Consider the following 19478-nt stretch of genomic DNA (forward strand, 5'->3'; position numbering starts at 1 on the left):
CTCAGGGAATGGCTCAGCTGCTCAGCGTCTTCGTCGAGACCGGGGGACGAGTGATCGCCACAGGCATGGGCTGGATGTGGGAGCCGGGCTCCACCTGCGAAGAAGCGCTGGAACCGGCGATCTGCGCGAATCGCCCGTTGATCTGCCGGTACTCGCGCCCGGGGCTTGAGCCCTGGCCGCGTAAGTCCTGAGCAAACGAGCGGCCTCGAGCCCGGACATCTCCGGACCCGAGGCCGTTCACGTGCGAGGTGTCTCTGAGACGCTCTGCCGACCAGGGCACGGCGCAGTGTGGCCGGGCCCTCGGCGTGGCGTACGGCATGGAAGACGACCAACTCCTCGATAACGGCTCCGAGTCGGTCAACGGGAGCTGGGCTCGGGAGCCTCCGGGTCCTCGTCGAACAGATCCTCCGCCCGTTCGACCGTGCCGGCACGGTCGAGCCAGTCGTCGAGGCGGGCAAGGTCGGTGCAGGCGGTGATGCGCTCGCGTACGGCGTCGGAGACCGGGAGCCCACGCACTTCCAGGACGCGCAGAACGCCCTGGGCCTTGCCCTTGGCCTCGCCCTTCGCCTCGCCCTTCGCCTCACCGTCCAGGTAGGCCTCCTCGAAGACCGTGCCCCTGCCCGGGAAGTAAGTGACGACCATCTTCTCCAGCTCCCTCCACGTCTCACGGGCCGGAGTGTCCTCCAGGCCGATTTCCACCAGTTCCGACCAGTACTTGGCCGTTGCTTTGTCGAACGACCGCATTCCGCGCGCCAGCAGTTCCAGTATGGGCGCGATGTCCTCGCTTTCGCTGTGCACGATGACACTGAGCGTCGCCAGCGCCGGCTGCCGCGCCACCTCCGACTCGTCGGTGATCCGCGCGACCGTGTCCGGTCCGAGGACGAAGGGACGGGTGACCTGGGTCTTCCAGGGGCCGACGCGGCACTCGAACGGCCCGGCCGCCCACGTCGCGGTGGAGCGGTTGCGACAGACGGCGACCAGCAGCACCGGCAGCTCGAACTTGGCGTACAGGTAGCTCACGTAATAGGCCCAGTTGGTCCCCTTGTCGGGAGACCGTCTGGTCTGGGCCTCGATGGCGAGCAGAAAGCCCTCGCCGTCGGACGGCTCGACCTTCAGCACCGTGTCCACACGGCGCTCCAACGGTTTGATCTCCGTCGCGTCGGGGGTGATCGGTTCGATGTCCGCCTTCACGGGCGGCGGCAGCCCCAACGCCTCGAAGACGGGAGCGAGGACCTCCGGATGGTCCTGGAAGATCCGGTGGGAGGTCTCATGGGTGGCGGTGACCATGCGCACAGCCTTGGCGAAGCGCAGGCACGGCTGCCGGGCGACGGAGAGGCGTTCACTCTTTCGAGTAACGGAAAAACGATCAGGCGACTGTGATCAGTTCACCACACCGCCTTGCCCCGCAAGCTTCTCCGGCCGTCCTCAGATGCATGCGTGCGTCGCCCGTGTGGGCTACCACCCCGTGCGCCCCCGCGCACCGTCGCGCCGCGCCACCTAGGGTCCCGGCCATGACCGATAGCGACCTCACCCGGCGGCGTGCGCTCATGCTGGGCGGTGCCGCCGCGGGTGCCGTCCTGGGGCTTGGGACCGGCGCCTGCTCGTCCTCCCACCGGCACGCGCCGGATGCCCACAAGGCACCCGACGCGGAGCTGTGCGTGCTCAACCCGAGCGTCACACAAGGGCCGTACCACCTGGCCGACGCGCCCTTCCGCAGGGACATCACGGAGGGCAAGCAAGGGGTCCCGCTCACCGTACGGCTCACCGTGCGCGACCAGCCCCACGCCTGCGCCCTCCTGAAGGACGCGGCCGTCGAGATCTGGCAGTGCGACGCCTGGGGCTACCACTCCGGCTTCCCCGGCCTGCAACCGGGCGGCACGGCACCCGCCGAGAGCCACTTCAGCGGCACCGCCCCCACGACGTACCTGCGCGGCTTCCAGACCACCGGCGCCGACGGCGTCGTCGAGTTCACGACGATCTTCCCCGGCTGGTACACGGGGCGCGCCCCGCACCTCCACGTCAAGGTGCACACCGGCGGCAAGAAGACCGCCGGCACCTACAAGGGCGGCAGGGTCAACTGGACCGGGCAGCTCTTCCTCCCCGACAGCGACGCCGACGCGGTGTACGCGAAGGCCCCGTACACCCAGCACACCGGCACCCGTACCCGGCTCGTGCACGACCCGGTCTACCGCGGGGGTGGTGCCAGGGACGGGCTGATGACGGTCACCGGGGACGCCGAGACGGGCCTCGTCGCGACGCTGACCGTCGGCATCGACCCGACCCGGGAGGACACCGCAGCGGGCGGCTCGCCCACCTCCCCCCTGCCGAGCAGCGCTTCGGCCGACAGCTCGCCACCGCCGGACAGCGCGGCGAGCGCGTCCCGTCCGCCCACCTCCGACCTCACTCCACCGAGCCCTGGCCCAAGCGCTCCAGCCGTACCGCGCACACCTTGAACTCGGGCATGCGGGAGGTGGGGTCGAGGGCCGGGTTGGTCAGCGTGTTGGCGCGGCCCTCGCCCGGCCAGTGGAACGGCATGAAGACGGTGTCGGGCCGGATGGCACGGCTGATCCGCGCGGGCGCGACGGCCCGTCCCCGCCGCGACACCACCGCGACCGCGTCCCCCTCCGCCGCGCCGAGCCGCTCCGCCAGCCGCGGGTGCATCTCCACGAACGGCCCGGGCGCGGCGGCGTTCAGCTCCGCGACACGCCGCGTCTGCGCCCCCGATTGGTACTGCGCCACCACGCGGCCGGTGGTCAGCAGCACCGGGTACGCGTCGTCGGGTTCCTCGGCGACCGCCCGGTAGGACACGGCGGCGAACCGGGCCCGTCCGTCCTCGGTGGCGAACCGGTCGAGGAAGAGACGGGGGGTTCCGGGGTGGACGCCGGGCGCCCGTTCGCCGGAGGGGGGCGTCGGGACGTCGTGGTCCGCCGGGTCGTCGGGGAGCACGTCCAGCGAGGCGTCCTCGCCCTCCTCCGAGTGGTTCATTGCGCTGTCGGCCGGTGCCGGGCACGGCCAGAACACCCCGTTCTCCTCCGCCAGCCTGCGGTAGGTGATCCCGGAGTAGTCCGCCGGACCGCCCGCGCTGGCTCGGCGCAGTTCCTCGAAGACCTCCTCCGGGTCCGTGGGGAAACCCTTCTCCACGCCCAGGCGGGCGGCGAGTTCGTGCATGACCTCCAGGTCGCTGCGCACCCCGGGCGGCGGGGTCAGCGCGCGGCGGCGCAGCAGGACCCGGCCCTCCAGGTTGGTCGTCGTGCCCGTCTCCTCCGCCCACTGCGTGACCGGCAGCACCACGTCCGCCAGTTCCGCCGTCTCGGACAGCACCACGTCGCAGACGGCGAGGAAGTCCAGCGAGCGCAGCCGGTCCTCGATGTGCGCGGCGCGCGGGGCCGACACCACCGGGTTGGAGCCCATGAGCAGCAGTGTGCGGATGTCCGTGCCGAGGGCGTCGAGGAGTTCGTAGGCGCTGCGGCCCGGGCCCGGCAGGGAGTCCGGGTCCACGCCCCACACCTCCGCCACGTGCCGGCGCGCCGCCGGGTCGGTCAGCTTGCGGTAGCCGGGCAGCTGGTCGGCCTTCTGGCCATGTTCCCGGCCGCCCTGCCCGTTGCCCTGCCCGGTCAGACACCCGTAGCCGGACAGGGGGCGGCCCGCGCGCCCGGTGGCCAGGCACAGGTTGATCCACGCACTCACCGTGTCCGTACCCTTGGACTGCTGCTCGGGCCCGCGCGCGGTCAGCACCATCGCGTTCTCCGGCGCGCAGAACAGCCGTACGGCCTCCCGGAGTTGCGGAACGGACACCCCCGTGATCCGCTCCACGTACTCCGGCCAGTGCGCCATCGCCGCCGCCCGCGCCTCCTCCCAGCCGCTGGTGCGCTCCCGGATGTACGCCTCGTCCGTGCGCCCCTCGGCGACCACCAGGTGCAGCAGGCCGAGCGCCAGCGCGAGGTCCGTGCCCGGGCGCGGCGCCAGGTGCAGATCCGCGTGCTCGGCCGTCCGCGTCCGCCGCGGGTCGACGACGATCAGCGTGCCGCCGTTCTCCTTGAGCTCCGTCAGGTACCGCAGTGCCGGCGGCATCGTCTCGGCGAGGTTGGAGCCGACGAGGATCACGCAGCCCGTCTTCGGGATGTCCTCCAGCGGGAACGGCAGCCCCCGGTCGAGCCCGAACGCCTTCGTCCCCGCGGCCGCCGCGGACGACATGCAGAACCGCCCGTTGTAGTCGATCTGCGAGGTGCCGAGCACCACCCGGGCGAACTTCCCGAGCGTGTACGCCTTCTCGTTCGTCAGCCCGCCCCCGCCGAACACGCCGAGCGCGTCCGGCCCGTGTTCCGCCCGCGCGCGCGAGAGGGCGCCGGCGATACGGTCCAGCGCCTCCTCCCAGGTGGCAGGCCTGAGCTCGCCCCCGGACCGCACCAGCGGCGACGTCAGCCGCACCCGTGACGACAGCACCTCGGGCGCCGTACGGCCCTTGCCGCACAGCGCGCCCCGGTTCACCGGGAAGTCGGCACGCTCGGCCACCTCGACGCCCCCTTCGGGCGTGGCGTTCAGGTTCATCCCGCACTGCAGGGCGCAGTACGGGCAGTGGGTGGGCGTCGAGGTGGTCTGCATGCCGCTCAGCGTGCGTCGGGCGTGTTACACACCGGGACGCCGCCCGTTACACGGCAGGGACCAGGACCTCCCCGCCGGCCCCGGGGCGCCGTGAGGTCCGCAGCCCCGTGCCCCCGCCAGCGCCTTCGTGACGCCCTGCTCCTTCGGCCCGAGGAACGTCGGGTCCGGGTGGAACAGCGCGTCCAGGGCCGCCTTGCCCGCCGCGAAGACCTCCCGGGTGCCGCCGTAGTACCAGGTCGCGTCGTGCTTGTCGTCCACCCCGACGCCGTACGACGTCACGCCCGCCGCCCGGCACAGGGCGACCGCGCGGCGGATGTGGAAGCCCTGGCTGACCAGGACGGCCCGGTCGACACCGAAGATCTTCTTGGCCCGGACGCAGGAGTCCCAGGTGTCGAAGCCGGCGTAGTCGGTCACGACCCGTTCGCGCGGTACGCCGTGCCGCGCCAGGTACGCGCGCATCGCGTCCGGCTCGTCGTAGTCCTCGCGGCTGTTGTCCCCGGTGACCAGGACGACCTTGATCCGGCCCGCCCGGTACAGGGCCGCCGCCGCGTCCAGGCGATGGGCGAGGTACGGCGACGGCTCGCCGCCCCACAGGCCCGCGCCGAAGACGACGGCGACCTCGGTGCGCGGCACGTCCGCGGTGGTGCGCAACCGGTCGGCCGTGGTCAGGTACAACCAGGTGGCCGGCAGCAACGCCAGTACGCACAGCGCGGCCAGGACCTGAACGGCCCTGCGCTGTCCGGCGCGCGTGCGCGGCAGCCTCGGTCTGCGGATCTTCATGCCCGGCATGCAAGGAGGGACGCGGCGAACGGCCATCCGGTTCGCGCACCGCTCGCGACCGCCCTCACACCCTCCGCGTCCGCGCCGTGAAGCGCCGGAAAACAACCCGGTCACGGCCGCGCAACGGCGCGGCAACCTGCTGCCGCCAGGATCGGTGCATGACGGCGCCGAACCTTCCACCCGAAGAGTCCCCCCTGCGCCCCGGCGGCCGGCCGCCCCGTGGCGCCCACCTCGACAGTACGGCGCAGCTCATGAACCGGATCACCAGCCAGCTCGGCAGTCAGCTCAGCCTCGTCTCGCTCGACGGCAGCCGGCGTCCCGCCCCGCCCGCGCTCGTCCTCGTGGCGCACGGCAGCCGCGACCCGCGCGCCCTGGCGACCGTGAGGACCCTCATGGAACGGGTCCGCGAGCTGCGCCCGCACCTGCCGGTGCGCCTCGGGCACATCGAGCTGAACGAGCCGCTGCTGCCCGACACCCTCGCCTCCCTCGGCGACGCTCACGCCGTCCTCGTACCGCTGCTGCTCAGCCGCGGCTACCACATCAAGCAGGACATCCCCGAGGCGGCGGCAGCGGCGCGCGCCCACACGCGCGTGGCGGCCCCGCTCGGCCCGCACCCGCTCCTCGTCGAGACCCTGTACGCCCGGCTGGTCGAGGCCGGCTGGCCGGCCGGCATGAGCGACGCCCGGCGCCGTGCCGGCGCGGTGGTGCTGGCCGCCGCCGGCTCCCGCGACCCGGAATCCGCCCTCGACACCCGCCGCACCGCCCAGCTCCTCGCCGAACGCCTCGGTGTCCCCGTCGTGCCCGCCTACGCCTCCGCCGCCGCGCCCACCGTGCCCCAGGCGGTCCGCGCGCTGGCCGCCCGCGGCCGCCACCGGGTCGCCGTCGCCTCGTACTTCACCGCCCCCGGCCGCTTCCACACGGAGTGCGCCGAGGCCGCCCCGTGGATCGCGGCGGCCCCTCTCGGCGACCACGCGGCCATGGCCCGCCTGGTCCTGCACCGCTACGACCAGGCCCTCGCGACCCCAGAGGCGGCCACGGAACCCGCGCTGGCATCGGCCTGAAGCACGCCGGACGCTCCGGTGAGAAACGGACGACGACATCCCGATTGTCCGTGGCTGCGATTACTGTCAGGTCATGGACGGGATCGCACCGAAGGCCCACGAGACCCCCACACGCTGCGAGAACGGTTCGGCGTACGACGCCTCGGACACCGAGCGCTGGGCCGTCGAGCCCGACAAACGCCCCGGCCGCACCGCCTTCCAGCGCGACCGCGCCCGCGTGCTGCACTCGGCCGCGCTGCGCCGTCTGGCGGGCAAGACCCAGGTCGTCACCCCCGGCACGAGGAGCGAGGCCTGGGACGCCAGCCCCCGCACCCGGCTCACCCACTCGCTGGAATGCGCCCAGGTCGGCCGCGAGCTCGGCGCCGCCCTCGGCTGCGACCCCGACCTCGTGGAGGCCGCCTGCCTCTCCCACGACCTCGGCCACCCGCCCTTCGGGCACAACGGCGAACAGGCGCTGAACGAGTTCGCTCACGACTGCGGCGGCTTCGAGGGAAACGCCCAGTCCCTGCGCCTGCTCGCCCGCATCGAGCCCAAGCGGTTCGTCCGCAGCGTCTGCACCGGCGAAGTCGTCAGCGTCGGCCTCAACCTCACCCGCGCCGTCCTCGACGCCGCCACCAAGTACCCCTGGCCGCGCGGCGCCCACCCCACCGACCCGGCCTCCGCGAAGTTCGGCGTCTACGAGGACGACCGCCCCGTGTTCGACTGGTTCCGCAAGGGCGCCCCCGGCCACCGCACCTGCTTCGAGGCCCAGGTCATGGACTGGTCCGACGACGTGGCCTACTCCGTGCACGACTTCGAGGACGGCCTGCACGCCGGATACGTCGACCCCGGCAGCCTGCACGCCGAACCGGAGCGGCAGGCGGTCTTCGCCGTCGCCCTCGGCCGGTACGTGCCCGCGGACACCGACCCCGAGGAACTGGCCGAAGCCCTCGACCGGCTCCTCGCCCAGCAGTGGTGGCCACGCGAATACGACGGCTCCGCCATCGCCCAGGGCCGCCTCAAGGACGCCACCAGCCAGCTCATCGGCCGCTTCTGCCTGGCGGCGGAGGGGGCCACCCGGGCGGCGTACGGCAGGGGGCGCCTGACCAGATACGCCGCCGAGCTGGTCGTACCCCGCAGCACCCGCATGGAGTGCGCGGTCCTCAAGGCGGTCGCCGACCTGTACGTGATGCAGCGCGCCGAGCAGGAGCGGATCCGCGCCGACCAGCGCGTCGTCGTCGCCGAACTGGCCGAGGCGCTCACCGCCCGCGCGCCCGACGGACTGGACCCGCAGTTCCGGGCGCTGTTCGAAGAGGCCGCCGACGACCGCGCCCGCAAGCGGGTGATCGTCGACCAGATCGCCTCGCTCACGGACGCCTCGGCCGGCCACCTGCACGCGCGCCTGACGGGGCGCGCATGACCCGCACACGGCCCTCACGTGACCCGTACATGACGGCGGCACGTGACGGCCGGTCGTGCCCTTCCGTGGCTTGATCGGGGCACTCCCTCTTCCCGCAGCCCGCTCCCGTGCGGGAGGCTCGCATGTGGCGACATCCTTACGAGGAGGCATCAAGTGGTCGACGCGGATCAGACATTCGTCATCGTCGGAGGAGGTCTCGCCGGAGCCAAGGCGGCCGAGACGCTCCGAGCGGAGGGCTTCAGCGGCCGCGTGATACTGATCTGCGACGAGCGCGACCACCCCTACGAACGCCCTCCCCTCTCCAAGGGCTACCTGCTCGGCAAGGAGGAGCGCGACAGCGTCTTCGTCCACGAGCCCTCCTGGTACGCGCGCAACGACATCGAGCTGCACCTCGGCCAGAGCGTCGACGCCATCGACCGCGCCGCGAAGACGGTCCGCTTCGGCGACGACGGCACGCTCGTCCACTACGACAAGCTGCTCCTGGTGACCGGCGCCGAGCCCCGCCGCCTGGACATCCCCGGCACCGACCTCGCGGGCGTCCATCACCTGCGCCGGCTCGCCCACGCCGAACGCCTCAAGGGCGTCCTCACGGCCCTCGGCCGGGACAACGGCCACATCGTGATCGCGGGCGCCGGCTGGATCGGCCTGGAGGTCGCGGCGGCGGCCCGCGAGTACGGCGCGGAGGTCACCGTCATCCAGTCCGCGCCGACCCCGCTGCACCACGTCCTCGGCCCGGAGCTGGGCGAGCTGTTCGCGGAGCTGCACCGCGACCACGGGGTCCGCTTCCACTTCGGGGTGCGGCTCACCGAGATCATCGGCCAGGACGGCATGGTGCTGGCCGCCCGCACCGACGACGGCGAGGAGCACCCCGCGCACGACGTGCTCGCCGCGATCGGCGCGGCCCCCAGGGTCGCTCTCGCGGAGGCGGCCGGGCTGGAGCTGGCCGACCCCGCACACGGGGGCGGTATCGCGGTGGACGCCGCGCTGCGCACGTCCGACCCCGACATCTACGCGGCCGGTGACGTGGCGTCCTTCCACCACCCCCTCTTCGGCACCCGGCTGCGCGTCGAGCACTGGGCGAACGCCCTGAACGGCGGTCCGGCCGCCGCCCGCGCGATGCTCGGGCGCGAAGTGGCGTACGACCGGGTGCCGTACTTCTTCTCCGACCAGTACGACGTGGGGATGGAGTACTCGGGGTGGGCGCCGCCCGGGACGTACGACGAAGTGGTCATCCGGGGCGACGCCGGCAAGCGGCACTTCATCGCCTTCTGGCTGAAGGAGGGCAGGGTGCTGGCCGGGATGAACGTGAATGTGTGGGATGTCACGGATCACATCCAGAAGCTGATCCGGGAGCGGACGGTGGTGGACCCGGAGGCGTTGTCGGACCCGGGGGTTCCCCTGGAGAGCCTGGCCCCCTGAGACGACGGACGCCGTCCGCCGTCGCCGCCCCTGTCACATCACCCCGTGCTGCGATTCCCGGGAGTCGCTGCATCCGACAGCCGCTGCGCGGCGGGCCGGACCCCGGCCGGGGGCAGGCTCGCCTGCCCCGGCGTGTCAGTTCTGCCCCGTAGAATTCACGCGTGGCAGGACGGATCAACGACGAGGACGTGAAAGCGGTACGGGACGCCGTACCGATCGACGCCGTCGTGTCCGAGTACCTCCAGCTGCGCAACGCCAGCGGGGGAAACCTGAAGGGGCTGTGCCCCTTCCATGACGAGAAGTCGCCGTCCTTCCAGGTCAGCCCAAGCAAGGGGCTGTTCCACTGCTTCGGCTGCCAGGAGGGCGGCGACACCATCACGTTCGTGATGAAGGTCGACCACCTCTCGTTCTCGGAGGCGGTGGAGCGCCTGGCCGCCCGGGCGGGCATCACGCTGCGCTACGAGGAGGGCGGGTACAACCCCACCCACCAGCGCGGCGAACGCATCCGCCTGGTGGAGGCCCACCAGCTGGCCGCCCAGTGGTACGCCGAGCAGCTCGACGCGAGCCCGGAGGCCGAGGCGGGGCGGAAGTTCCTGGCCGAGCGCGGCTTCGACCAGGCCGCCGCCGTGCACTTCGGCGTCGGCTACAGCCCGCAGGGCTGGGACCACCTCACCCGCTACCTGCGCGGCAAGGGCTTCAGCGACAAGGAACTGGTCCTCTCCGGCCTGTCCCAGGAGGGCCGCCGGGGCCCCATCGACCGCTTCCGCGGCCGGCTGATGTGGCCGATCCGGGACATCGGCGGCGACGTGGTCGGTTTCGGCGCCCGCAAGCTCTACGAGGCGGACACCGGACCGAAGTACCTGAACACCCCGGAAACACCGCTCTACCGGAAGTCCCAGGTCCTGTACGGCATCGACCTGGCCAAGAAGGAGATCGCGAAGACCAGCCGGGCCGTGGTCGTCGAGGGCTACACGGACGTCATGGCCTGCCACCTGGCGGGCGTCACCACGGCCATCGCGACCTGCGGCACGGCCTTCGGCAGCGAGCACATCAAGATCCTGCGGCGGCTGCTGATGGACAACGGCAGCGCGCGTGTCATCTTCACCTTCGACGGCGACGCGGCCGGCCAGAAGGCGGCCCTGCGTGCCTTCGAGGACGACCAGAAGTTCGCCGCCGAGACGTACATCGCGATCGCGCCGGACGGCATGGACCCCTGCGACCTGCGGCTCGCCAAGGGCGACGAGGCGGTCGCGGACCTGGCGGAGCCGCGTACGCCCCTCTTCGAGTTCGCGCTGCGCCAGATCGTCGGCCGCTACGACCTGGAGACCCCGGCGGGACGGGCGGCCGCACTGGACGAAGCTGCGCCGGTCGTGGCCCGCATCAAGAACAGCGGCGCGCAGCACGAGGTGGCGGTCCAGCTCGCGGGCATGCTCGGCATCATGGACACGCAGTTCGTCGTCAAGCGGGTGGCGCAGCTGGCCCGTTGGGCGCGCGACCGGGGCGGCAGGGGCCCTGCTCCGACGGGACCGCGCCCGGCGCAGCGCTACGAGGCGGCGCACCGCCCGGCCGTCTCCGGCCCGGCGCTCACCCTGCGCAACCCGGTCTACGCGACCGAGCGCGAGCTGCTGAAACTCTCCCTCCAGCGGCCGGAGTTGGTGTCGCCCGCGTTCGACGCCTACGGGGTCGACGAGTTCACGGCGGCGCCGTACGCGGCCGTACGGCAGGCGATCATGGAGGCGGGGGGCGCGGAGTGGGGCGCGCAGGACCCGCAGGAGTACCTGGTCCGGGTCCGCGAGGCGGCGCCCGACGACACGGTGCGCGCGATGGTCACGGAACTGGCCGTCGAGGCGATCATGCGCAGGACGGTGGACGAGGTGTACGCGGGCACGGTCCTCGTCACGGTCCGCCGCCGCGCGGTCGAACGCCGGATCCGCGACATCCAGTCCACCCTGACCCGCCTGGGCACACACGGCGACCCGGCCCAACTGGCGGCAGTCCAGAACGAGCTGTGGGTACTGCAGCAGTACGACCAGGCGCTGCGGGAGCGGGGGGCGGCCGCACTGTAGGCGGCGTACCGCACACCCGTGCGGCAGCGTAACCACCCGGTCACGGACCGGACTCAAAAAGTGGGCGCACAACCCTCGTGGCGGTGATGTGTCGTACTCCACACTGGGTTCCGGTGCCTGAGTCCTCGGAGCGCGGCCGGGCCGCCCACGACGGCGGGTCCGACACCCCCGCGGTTCCGCTCACCGACGTACCGCTGCCGCACGCCTGAAGCAGCGACATTCCTGGAGGTCGCCCCCCGTGCAGACCCAGACCCTCACCCAACCGGACATCCTGGACGACGAGCCGGACACGGAGGCCGACCTCCCCCTGGCGGTTCCGCCGCAGAACCGGCTCGCGCCCCACCCCGAGACGGAGGCCGAGCCACCGGGCCCGTCCGAGCTCGAGGAGCCGCTCGAGGCCGCTGAACCCGTCGAAGCCGCTGAACCCGTAGAAGCCCTGCGCGACCGTGTCGACACCGGTGGCCCCTCCTCCGACCTGTTCCGCCAGTATCTGCGCGAGATCGGCCGCATCCCGCTGCTGACGGCCGCAGAGGAGGTCGAACTCGCCCGCCGCGTCGAGGCCGGCCTGTTCGCCGAGGAGAAGCTCCTCAACACCCCCGACCTCGACACCCGGCTCGCACTCGACCTGGACCGGCTCGTCGTCATGGGGCGCATGGCCAAGCGGCGGCTGATCGAGGCCAATCTGCGTCTCGTCGTCTCCGTCGCCAAGCGGTACGTCGGCCGCGGGCTGACCATGCTGGACCTCGTCCAGGAGGGAAACCTCGGTCTGATCAGGGCCGTCGAGAAGTTCGACTACGCCCGCGGCTACAAGTTCTCCACATACGCGACCTGGTGGATCCGTCAGGCCATGTCCCGTGCCCTCGCCGACCAGGCCCGCACCATCCGTGTCCCGGTCCACGTCGTCGAGCTGATCAACCGGGTCATCCGCGTCCAGCGCCGCATGCTCCAGGAACGCGGCTACGAGCCGACCCCGGAGGAGGTCGCCGCGCATCTGGAGCTGCCCAGCGAGCGGGTCAGCGAGGTGCTGCGGCTCGCCCAGGAGCCCGTCTCCCTGCACGCGCCCGTGGGCGAGGAGGACGACGTGGCCCTCGGTGACCTCATCGAGGACGGCGACGCCACCAGCCCGGTGGAGTCCGCGGCGTTCCTGCTGCTCAGGGAGCACCTGGAAGCGGTCCTGTCCACGCTGGGGGAGAGGGAGCGCAAGGTCGTGCAACTGCGGTACGGACTCGTCGACGGCCGCCCCCGCACCCTGGAGGAGATAGGCCGCATCTTCGGCGTCACCCGCGAACGCATCCGCCAGATCGAGTCCAAGACGCTGAACAAGCTGCGGGACCACGCCTTCGCGGACCAGCTCAGGGGCTACCTGGACTGAAGGGGCCGCCCGTGCGGGCGGCCCCCAGGAGGCTGAGGTCAGTCGACCTCGGCGACAGCCTGCGCGAACTGCGCCTTGTACAGCCGTGCGTACGCCCCGTCCGCCGCCAACAGCTTTGTGTGCGAGCCCTGTTCGACGATGGAGCCGTTCTCCATCACGAGGATCGTGTCGGCGTCCCGGATCGTCGACAGCCGGTGCGCGATCACGAACGACGTCCGTCCGTGCGCCAGCTTCGCCATCGCCTTCTGGATCAGCACCTCGGTCCGCGTGTCCACGGAACTCGTCGCCTCGTCCAGCACCAGGATCACCGGGTCCGACAGGAACGCCCGCGCGATCGTGATGAGCTGCTTCTCACCCGCGCTGACCCCCGTCCCCTCGTCGTCGATCACGGTGTCGTAGCCGTCCGGCAGCGTACGGATGAACCGGTCCGCGTGGGCCGCTCGCGCCGCCGCCTCGATCTCGCCGCGCGTGACCTCCCGAGAGGCGCCGTAGGCGATGTTCTCCGCGATGGTGCCGCCGAACAGCCAGGTGTCCTGCAGCACCATCCCGATCGAGGACCGCAGTTCGTCCCGGGACATCTTCGCGATGTCGACCCCGTCGAGCGTGATCCGCCCGCCGGTGACGTCGTAGAAGCGCATCAGCAGGTTGACGAGCGTGGTCTTGCCCGCTCCCGTCGGGCCGACGATCGCGACCGTCTGGCCCGGCTCCACCTTCAGCGACAGGTTCTCGATGAGCGGCTTCTCCGGGTCGTAGCGGAACGAGACGTTCTCCAGCGCGACCCGCCCGCGCAGCTCCTCCGGGCGCAGCCCGCGCTCGGGGTCGGCCCCCTGCTCCTCCGCGTCCAGCAGCTCGAAGATCCGCTCCGCCGAGGCGACACCCGACTGCACCAGGTTCGCCATCGACGCGACCTGCGTGAGCGGCATCGAGAACTGCCGCGAGTACTGGATGAAGGCCTGCACATCACCGATCGACAGCGCGCCCGACGCGACCCGGAGACCGCCGACCACCGCGACCAGCACATAGTTCAGGTTGGACACGAACATCATCAGCGGCTGCATCACACCGCTGTTGAACTGCGCCCGGAACCCCGCCTCGTACAGCGCCTCGTTCTGCTCCGCGAACTGCTCGGCCGACTCCTCCTGCCGCCCGAACACCTTCACCAGCGTGTGCCCGGTGTACATCTCCTCGATATGGGCGTTCAGCTTGCCGGTGGTGCGCCACTGCTGCACGAAGTGCGGCTGCGACCGCTTGCCGACGCGGGTGGCGACGAAGAACGACAGCGGCACGGTCACCAGGGCGACCAGCGCCAGCAGCCACGACACCCAGAACATCACCGCCAGCACGCCGACGATCGTCAGCAGCGAGTTGATGAGCTGGCCCATCGACTGCGACAGCGTCTGCTGGATGTTGTCGATGTCGTTGGTCGCGCGGCTGAGCACCTCACCGCGCTGCCGCCGGTCGAAGTACGACAGCGGAAGCCGCGACAGCTTCGCCTGCACATCCTCGCGGATGCGGTAGATCGTCCTGTTGATGGCCCGGTTGGAGAGCCTCGTCGACACCGCCATCAGCAGACCGGCCACCAGGAACGTGCACAGCGCGAGCAGCAGGACGTTCCCCACGGCATCGAAGTCGATGCCCTTGCCCGGGGTGAAGTCCGTGCCGGAGAGCATGTCGGCGATGCCGCCCCGGCCCCGCTTCCGCATGGAGTCGAGGACCTGCTCCTTGCTCAGGCCGGCCGGCATCTGACGACCGATGATCCCGGCGAAGACGAGGTCCGTCGCCTTGCCCAGGATCTTCGGTCCGACCACGGACAACCCGACGCTCAGAACACCGCAGAGCAGCATCATGATCATGGTGGGGCGTTCGGGTGCGAACTGGGCGAGGAGTCGTTTCCCGGACCCCTTGAAATCCATCGAGCGCTGGTCGGGGCCGCCCCCGCCCATCATCCCCCGCATGGGCCCGGCCATCAGGCAGCCTCCGCTTCCGTGAGCTGGGAGAGCACGATCTCCCGGTAGGTCTCGTTGCCCGCCATCAGCTCGTGATGGCGGCCGGTGCCGACGACACGGCCCTCGTCCAGGACGACGATCCGGTCGGCGTCCCGGATGGTCGCCACCCGCTGGGCGACGATGACGACGGTCGCCTCGGCGGTCTCCCGGGCGAGCGCCGCCCGCAGGGCGGCGTCGGTGGCGTAGTCGAGCGCGGAGAAGGAGTCGTCGAAGAGGTAGATCTCCGGGCGCTGCACCAGGGTGCGGGCGATCGCGAGGCGCTGCCGCTGGCCACCGGAGACGTTGGTGCCGCCCTGCGCGATGGGGGAGTCAAGCCCGTTCTCCAGCTTGGAGACGAAGTCCATGGCCTGTGCCACCTCCAGCGCGTGCCACAGCTCCTCGTCGGTGGCGTCCGGATTGCCGTAGCGCAGGTTCGTGGCGACCGTGCCCGCGAACAGGTACGGCTTCTGCGGGACCAGCCCGACCGTCCTGGCCAGCAGCTTCGGGTCGATCTCCCGTACGTCCACGCCGTCCACGAGGACCTCGCCCTCGGTGGCGTCGAACAGGCGGGGGATCAGCCCGAGCAGGGTGGACTTGCCGCTCCCGGTGGACCCGATGACGGCCGTGATCTCGCCGGGCCGCGCCACCAGGTCGATGGCCTTGAGCACCGGCTCCTCGGCACCCGGATAGCGGAACCCGGCACCCCGGACCTCCAGATGGCCGTGCCGGCGCAGTTCGGTGACGGGCGCGGTGGGCGGTACGACGCTGGAGGAGGTGCCGAGGACGTCCTGGATGCGCTCGGCGCAGACCTCCGCGCGCGGCACCATCATGAACATGAAGGTGGCCATCATCACGGACATGACGATCTGCATGAGGTAGGCGAGGAACGCCGTCAGGTCGCCGATCTGCATACCGCCGCTGTCGATGCGGTGCGCGCCGAACCAGACGACGGCGATCGAGGAGAGGTTCACCACGGTCATCACGATGGGGAACATCAGTGCCAGCGTGCGGCCGGTGGCGAGGGCCACGTCGGTGAGCTCGGTGTTCGAGCCCTTGAAGCGCTCCTTCTCGTAGTCGTCGCGGACGAAGGCGCGGATGACCCGGTTGCCGGAGATCTGCTCGCGCAGCACCCGGTTCACCGTGTCGAGGCGGACCTGCATGCTGCGGAACAGCGGCCGCAGCCGTCGCACGATCAGCGTCACGGAGATGCCGAGCACCGGCACCACGGCGACCAGGACACCGGACAGCGGCACGTCCAGACCGAGCGCCAGGACGATGCCGCCCACGCACATGATCGGCGCCGACACCATCAGGGTGAACGTCATCAGGGCGAGCATCTGCACCTGCTGCACGTCGTTCGTGGTGCGGGTGATCAGCGACGGCGCGCCGAAGTGAGCCACCTCCCGGGAGGAGAACGACTGCACCCGGTCGAAGACGGCTGCCCTCATGTCCCGGCCGACGGCCGACGCGGTCCGGGCTCCGAAGTAGACGGCGCCCATGTTGCACACGACCTGGCCCATCGAGACCCCGATCATGAGGCCGCCGAAGGTCAGGATGTAGTTCGTGTCCCCCTTCACGACACCGTTGTCGATGATGTGCGCGTTCAGGGTGGGCAGGTAGAGCGTGGCGCAGGTCTGCAGGAACTGCAGCAGCACCAGCAGGGCGATCGGTTTCTTGTACGGACCCAGATGGGTCCTCAGAAGTCGTATGAGCACGCGTGGTCTCTCGGAGTGGTCGACGAAAGGGAGGCGGTCGGTGGTGCACCACGCCCTATCGTCGAACACTCCACCCGTGTTACCTCAACCGATTAAGCCGACAGCGGTCACAAGACCGAGCGGACTCGGCCTTCGGGCGTAGTCCTGAAGGGTGGTGACGTGCGTCACCGTCGGGCGGCCGCCGTGCGGGTGACGCCGTGTGAGATGGGCGACATGTCCGCCGCTACGGCCGCATCGATCAGCGCGTCTACGGGCGGAACGCTCCCGGATGCGTCTGCTCGCGTACCGACACGTACTGCTGCCGTACGGCCTGGCCCACCGCGAGTTCCTCGCCCGGCTCCAGGACCTGGGCAGCCGCGCCCTGCCACGGGGGCGGGGTGCGCGGGTCGAGGGTGCCCTGGGAGACGCCGAGCGACCAGGCCGCCTGGCGGGCCGCGCCGATGGCCGCGTAGTCCGCGGGCTGGGGGACGACGACCTGCGCGCCGAACAGGGAGGGTGCCGCTGCCTGCACGGCGGGCAGTTCCGCGGCGGCGCCCAGCAGGAAGATCCGCCGTACCTCCACGCCGCGCCCGCGCAGCACGTCCAGCGCGTCCGCGAGCCCGCACAGCATGCCCTCGAACGCGGCCCGTGCCAGGTGCTCCGGCTTCATCGACTCGCGCCGCAGCCCGGCCAGGGTGCCCGCGGTATGCGGCAGGTTCGGGGTCCGCTCGCCCTCCAGGTAGGGAAGCAGGACGAGCCCGTGCGAGCCGGGCGTCGACTTCATCGCCAGGTCGGACAGCGACTCGAGGTCCGGCAGGCCGAGGAGTTCGGCGGCGCCGCGCAGGGTGCGCACGGCGTTGAGCGTGGTCACCACCGGCAGGTGCATGCCCGTGGCGTCCGCCAGCGAGGTGATCATGCCGGAGGAGTCGACGAGCGCCTCGGGGTGGACCGCCATCACGGACCCGGAGGCGCCGAGCGAGACCACCGCGTCGCCGAGCCCGATGCCCAGACCCAGCGCGGCGGCCATGGTCTCCCCGGTGCCGGCGGAGATCAGCAGCCCCTCCGGTGTCGTACCGGCCGCCTCGGAGGGGCCGATCACCTCCGGCACGATGGCCTGGTGGCCGAGGGCCAGCTCGACGAGGTCGCTGCGGTAGGCGCCGGTCGCCGCCGACCAGTACCCGGTCCCGGAGGCGCCGCCCCGGTCGGTGGTCCGTCTCAGGGGGCGGCCGAGCAGCTGCCACACCAGCCAGTCGTGGGCCTGCATCAGCACGGCGGTCCGGAGCGCGTTGTCGGGTTCCGTCTTGGCGAGCCAGCGCAGCTTGGTCACGGGCTGCGCGGCCTGCGGGACGCAGCCGACGGCCTCGGCCCAGGCCTGCCGGCCGCCGAGCGCGTCGATCAGGTCGGCCGCCGCGACCTGCGCCCGCTTGTCGCCGCCGACCAGCGCGGGCCGCACGGTGGCGCCCTGCGTGTCGAGCGGGACCAGCGCGTTCGCCTGCGTGGAGACGCCGATGGCCTGCACGCCCTCCAGGAGCCCGCCGCCGGCCGCCTCTCCGAGTGACAGCAGCCAGGCCTGCGGGTCGATGTCGGAGGGACGGCCTCCCCCATCCTCGGAGGTCTCCACCGGATGCGGCGCATACCCCTGCCTGAGCACGGCCCCCGTGTCCGTGTCGCAGACGACGATACGAGTGAAATCGGGCGAACTGTCCAACCCGGCGACTATCCCCATGGCGGAAATTCTGCCGTACGAAGGGGGGTGGACGTGTCGCGCCGGGAGGAGCCGCGGGGCTCCTCCCGGCGCGTACGTCAGCGATCCCCGGGTCAGCTGTTGCTGGTGCCCCAGTCGTCCGGGCCGCTGCCGTTCGTGCCGCGTTCACGCAGTGAGCGCACACGGTCGGCGACCGAGTCGGGCATGTGGTCGCCCACCTTGGCCCCCACCGCGTGGAGGGCCTTCCCGGCGATCTCGCGGCCCTGGTGGGCGGCGGTCTCGGCGGTGTTGCGCACGGCAGGGTTCTGCGCGACCTGCCGGGCGGATTTCTTCAACTGCTCGTAACGCTCGCGCCCGGCCCGTGTGCCCAGCACATAGCCCAGGACCAGCCCGGCGACGAACGTGAGCCGATAGCGCATGGCGGCCATCCTTCCCTTGCGTCTGCGTCGTCCCTTGCGTGGGCGCCGGTGTCGGGGAGTACCGGTTGGCGGAGCACCCCCCTGCTTGCGCTAATGTATGTGTCGCAGCGAACGAGCGCCCCCTGGCGGATACCCGGGGAGGTACGTTCGATGCAACGAGGCATTCCTCCGTAGCTCAATTGGCAGAGCAGCCGGCTGTTAACCGGCAGGTTACTGGTTCGAGTCCAGTCGGGGGAGCTCGGTCCTCCGTAGCTCAATTGGCAGAGCAGCCGGCTGTTAACCGGCAGGTTACTGGTTCGAGTCCAGTCGGGGGAGCATGCTGAACGAGGACCCTTCGGGGTCCTTTTTCATGTCCGGGGGAACCGCCGCGTCCGCGGCGAAGTCCTCAAGGTCATGAAGGGCCGCCGGAAGACGACCATCCGAAGCAGGAGATCGTATGAGCGGCTATGCTGCGGCAGACGGCGCGCACACATGTACGCGACGCGCCGTGACGGGGCGGTAGCTCAGCCGGTTAGAGCAGCGGACTCATAATCCGTCGGCCGTGGGTTCGAGTCCCACCCGCCCCACCAGGCGCTACACGCGCAGAAGCGTTTCTATCTCGAGGAACGCAAGAAGGAGGGCCACCACGCCGGCGTGGTGGCCCTCCTTCACTCCTCCAGACCAAGATGCAGGGGCGTTGTCCACCCCCCAAGTTCCCCCAGCGGCGTCCTCGCGAAGGTCGGTGCATGGGACTGCGGATCGGCAGCGAGCTTCGTGCTACTGCCTGAGGTCGATCATGCGCACGGGCTGTCCCGTGGTGCGGGCGATGGTTTCGAAGTCCCGGTCGCAGTGGAGGAGGGTGAGCCCCGCCGCCTCGGCGGCGGCTGCCACGAGGAGGTCGACGGGGCCTGCGCTGCGGTGCCCACCCTTGGCTGTGAGCTGCTCCTGGACGACGCGGGAGCGGCGGTAGGCGCCGTCCGGCATGGGCCACCAGGCG

The 19478-nt window shown here is 71.3% G+C and carries 12 protein-coding genes, 3 tRNA genes and 2 pseudogenes; 9 read left to right on the forward strand and 8 right to left on the reverse strand.

Annotated features, from left to right (window positions below; translation table 11 throughout):
- Window positions 1–357: 357 nt before the first annotated feature.
- A complete protein-coding gene (locus ACZ7L1_RS18030) occupies window positions 358–1287 on the reverse strand; it encodes an RpnC/YadD family protein (RefSeq protein ID WP_471438218.1) in 930 nt (309 codons plus the stop codon).
- Between the two features lie 224 nt (window positions 1288–1511).
- Here ACZ7L1_RS18030 and ACZ7L1_RS18035 point away from each other — a divergent pair, with 224 nt between their 5' ends.
- The gene (locus ACZ7L1_RS18035; protein WP_471438219.1) at window positions 1512–2453 is read left to right on the forward strand and encodes an intradiol ring-cleavage dioxygenase; all 942 of its coding nucleotides are present in this window, start codon (window positions 1512–1514) and stop codon (window positions 2451–2453) included.
- Here ACZ7L1_RS18035 and ACZ7L1_RS18040 read toward each other — a convergent pair.
- The gene (locus tag ACZ7L1_RS18040) at window positions 2401–4602 is read right to left on the reverse strand and encodes a molybdopterin oxidoreductase family protein (protein ID WP_471438221.1); all 2202 of its coding nucleotides are present in this window, start codon (window positions 4600–4602) and stop codon (window positions 2401–2403) included. The genes ACZ7L1_RS18035 and ACZ7L1_RS18040 overlap by 53 nt on opposite strands.
- Before the next feature lie 24 nt (window positions 4603–4626).
- Window positions 4627–5391: a SanA/YdcF family protein gene (locus tag ACZ7L1_RS18045; RefSeq protein WP_471438222.1), complete on the reverse strand. Its 765-nt coding sequence runs from the start codon at window positions 5389–5391 to the stop codon at window positions 4627–4629.
- Between the two features lie 149 nt (window positions 5392–5540).
- On the opposite strand from ACZ7L1_RS18045, the gene ACZ7L1_RS18050 reads away from it, so the two are divergent.
- From ACZ7L1_RS18050 to ACZ7L1_RS18070, 5 genes and pseudogenes are all read left to right on the forward strand, one after another.
- Window positions 5541–6443 (forward strand): sirohydrochlorin chelatase, encoded by a 903-nt coding sequence (locus ACZ7L1_RS18050; protein WP_471438224.1) that lies wholly within the window; start codon window positions 5541–5543, stop codon window positions 6441–6443.
- 73 nt (window positions 6444–6516) lie between these two features.
- Window positions 6517–7842 carry a deoxyguanosinetriphosphate triphosphohydrolase gene (locus tag ACZ7L1_RS18055; protein ID WP_471438226.1) on the forward strand — a complete coding sequence of 442 codons (1326 nt, stop codon included), beginning with the start codon at window positions 6517–6519 and terminating at the stop codon, window positions 7840–7842.
- Window positions 7843–7995: 153 nt separating this feature from the next.
- Window positions 7996–9261, forward strand: a complete 1266-nt coding sequence (locus ACZ7L1_RS18060) for an NAD(P)/FAD-dependent oxidoreductase (protein WP_471438228.1) — start codon at window positions 7996–7998, stop codon at window positions 9259–9261.
- 161 nt (window positions 9262–9422) lie between these two features.
- On the forward strand, window positions 9423–11327 hold the full coding sequence (gene dnaG / locus ACZ7L1_RS18065) for a DNA primase (RefSeq protein ID WP_471438229.1): 1905 nt from the start codon (window positions 9423–9425) through the stop codon (window positions 11325–11327).
- A gap of 113 nt (window positions 11328–11440) precedes the next feature.
- A pseudogene (locus ACZ7L1_RS18070) lies at window positions 11441–12699 on the forward strand (RNA polymerase sigma factor).
- Between the two features lie 38 nt (window positions 12700–12737).
- On the opposite strand, the gene ACZ7L1_RS18075 reads toward ACZ7L1_RS18070, so the two are convergent.
- The 4 genes from ACZ7L1_RS18075 to ACZ7L1_RS18090 all read right to left on the reverse strand — a co-directional run bounded on the left by ACZ7L1_RS18075 (window position 12738) and on the right by ACZ7L1_RS18090 (window position 18502).
- Complete coding sequence (locus tag ACZ7L1_RS18075; RefSeq protein ID WP_471438231.1) at window positions 12738–14666, reverse strand: ABC transporter ATP-binding protein; 1929 nt, start codon at window positions 14664–14666, stop codon at window positions 12738–12740.
- Window positions 14666–16399 (reverse strand): ABC transporter ATP-binding protein, encoded by a 1734-nt coding sequence (locus tag ACZ7L1_RS18080; protein WP_471438232.1) that lies wholly within the window; start codon window positions 16397–16399, stop codon window positions 14666–14668. The genes ACZ7L1_RS18075 and ACZ7L1_RS18080 overlap by 1 nt, the downstream gene beginning before the upstream one ends.
- Window positions 16400–16646: 247 nt before the next feature.
- Window positions 16647–18104, reverse strand: a complete 1458-nt coding sequence (locus tag ACZ7L1_RS18085) for a xylulokinase (protein ID WP_471438234.1) — start codon at window positions 18102–18104, stop codon at window positions 16647–16649.
- A gap of 92 nt (window positions 18105–18196) precedes the next feature.
- The gene (locus ACZ7L1_RS18090; protein WP_200417236.1) at window positions 18197–18502 is read right to left on the reverse strand and encodes a YtxH domain-containing protein; all 306 of its coding nucleotides are present in this window, start codon (window positions 18500–18502) and stop codon (window positions 18197–18199) included.
- A 164-nt stretch (window positions 18503–18666) separates the two neighbouring features.
- On the opposite strand from ACZ7L1_RS18090, the gene ACZ7L1_RS18095 reads away from it, so the two are divergent.
- From ACZ7L1_RS18095 to ACZ7L1_RS18105, 3 genes are all read left to right on the forward strand, one after another.
- Window positions 18667–18739, forward strand: a tRNA-Asn gene (locus ACZ7L1_RS18095).
- Window positions 18740–18744: 5 nt separating this feature from the next.
- A tRNA-Asn gene (locus ACZ7L1_RS18100) sits at window positions 18745–18817 on the forward strand.
- 177 nt (window positions 18818–18994) lie between these two features.
- Window positions 18995–19071, forward strand: a tRNA-Ile gene (locus ACZ7L1_RS18105).
- A 187-nt stretch (window positions 19072–19258) separates the two neighbouring features.
- Here ACZ7L1_RS18105 and ACZ7L1_RS18110 read toward each other — a convergent pair.
- Window positions 19259–19477 (reverse strand): annotated as a pseudogene (locus ACZ7L1_RS18110) (PIN domain-containing protein); the annotation flags it as partial.
- Window position 19478 lies beyond the last annotated feature (1 nt).

This window comes from Streptomyces sp. NPDC107546, from assembly GCF_055639175.1.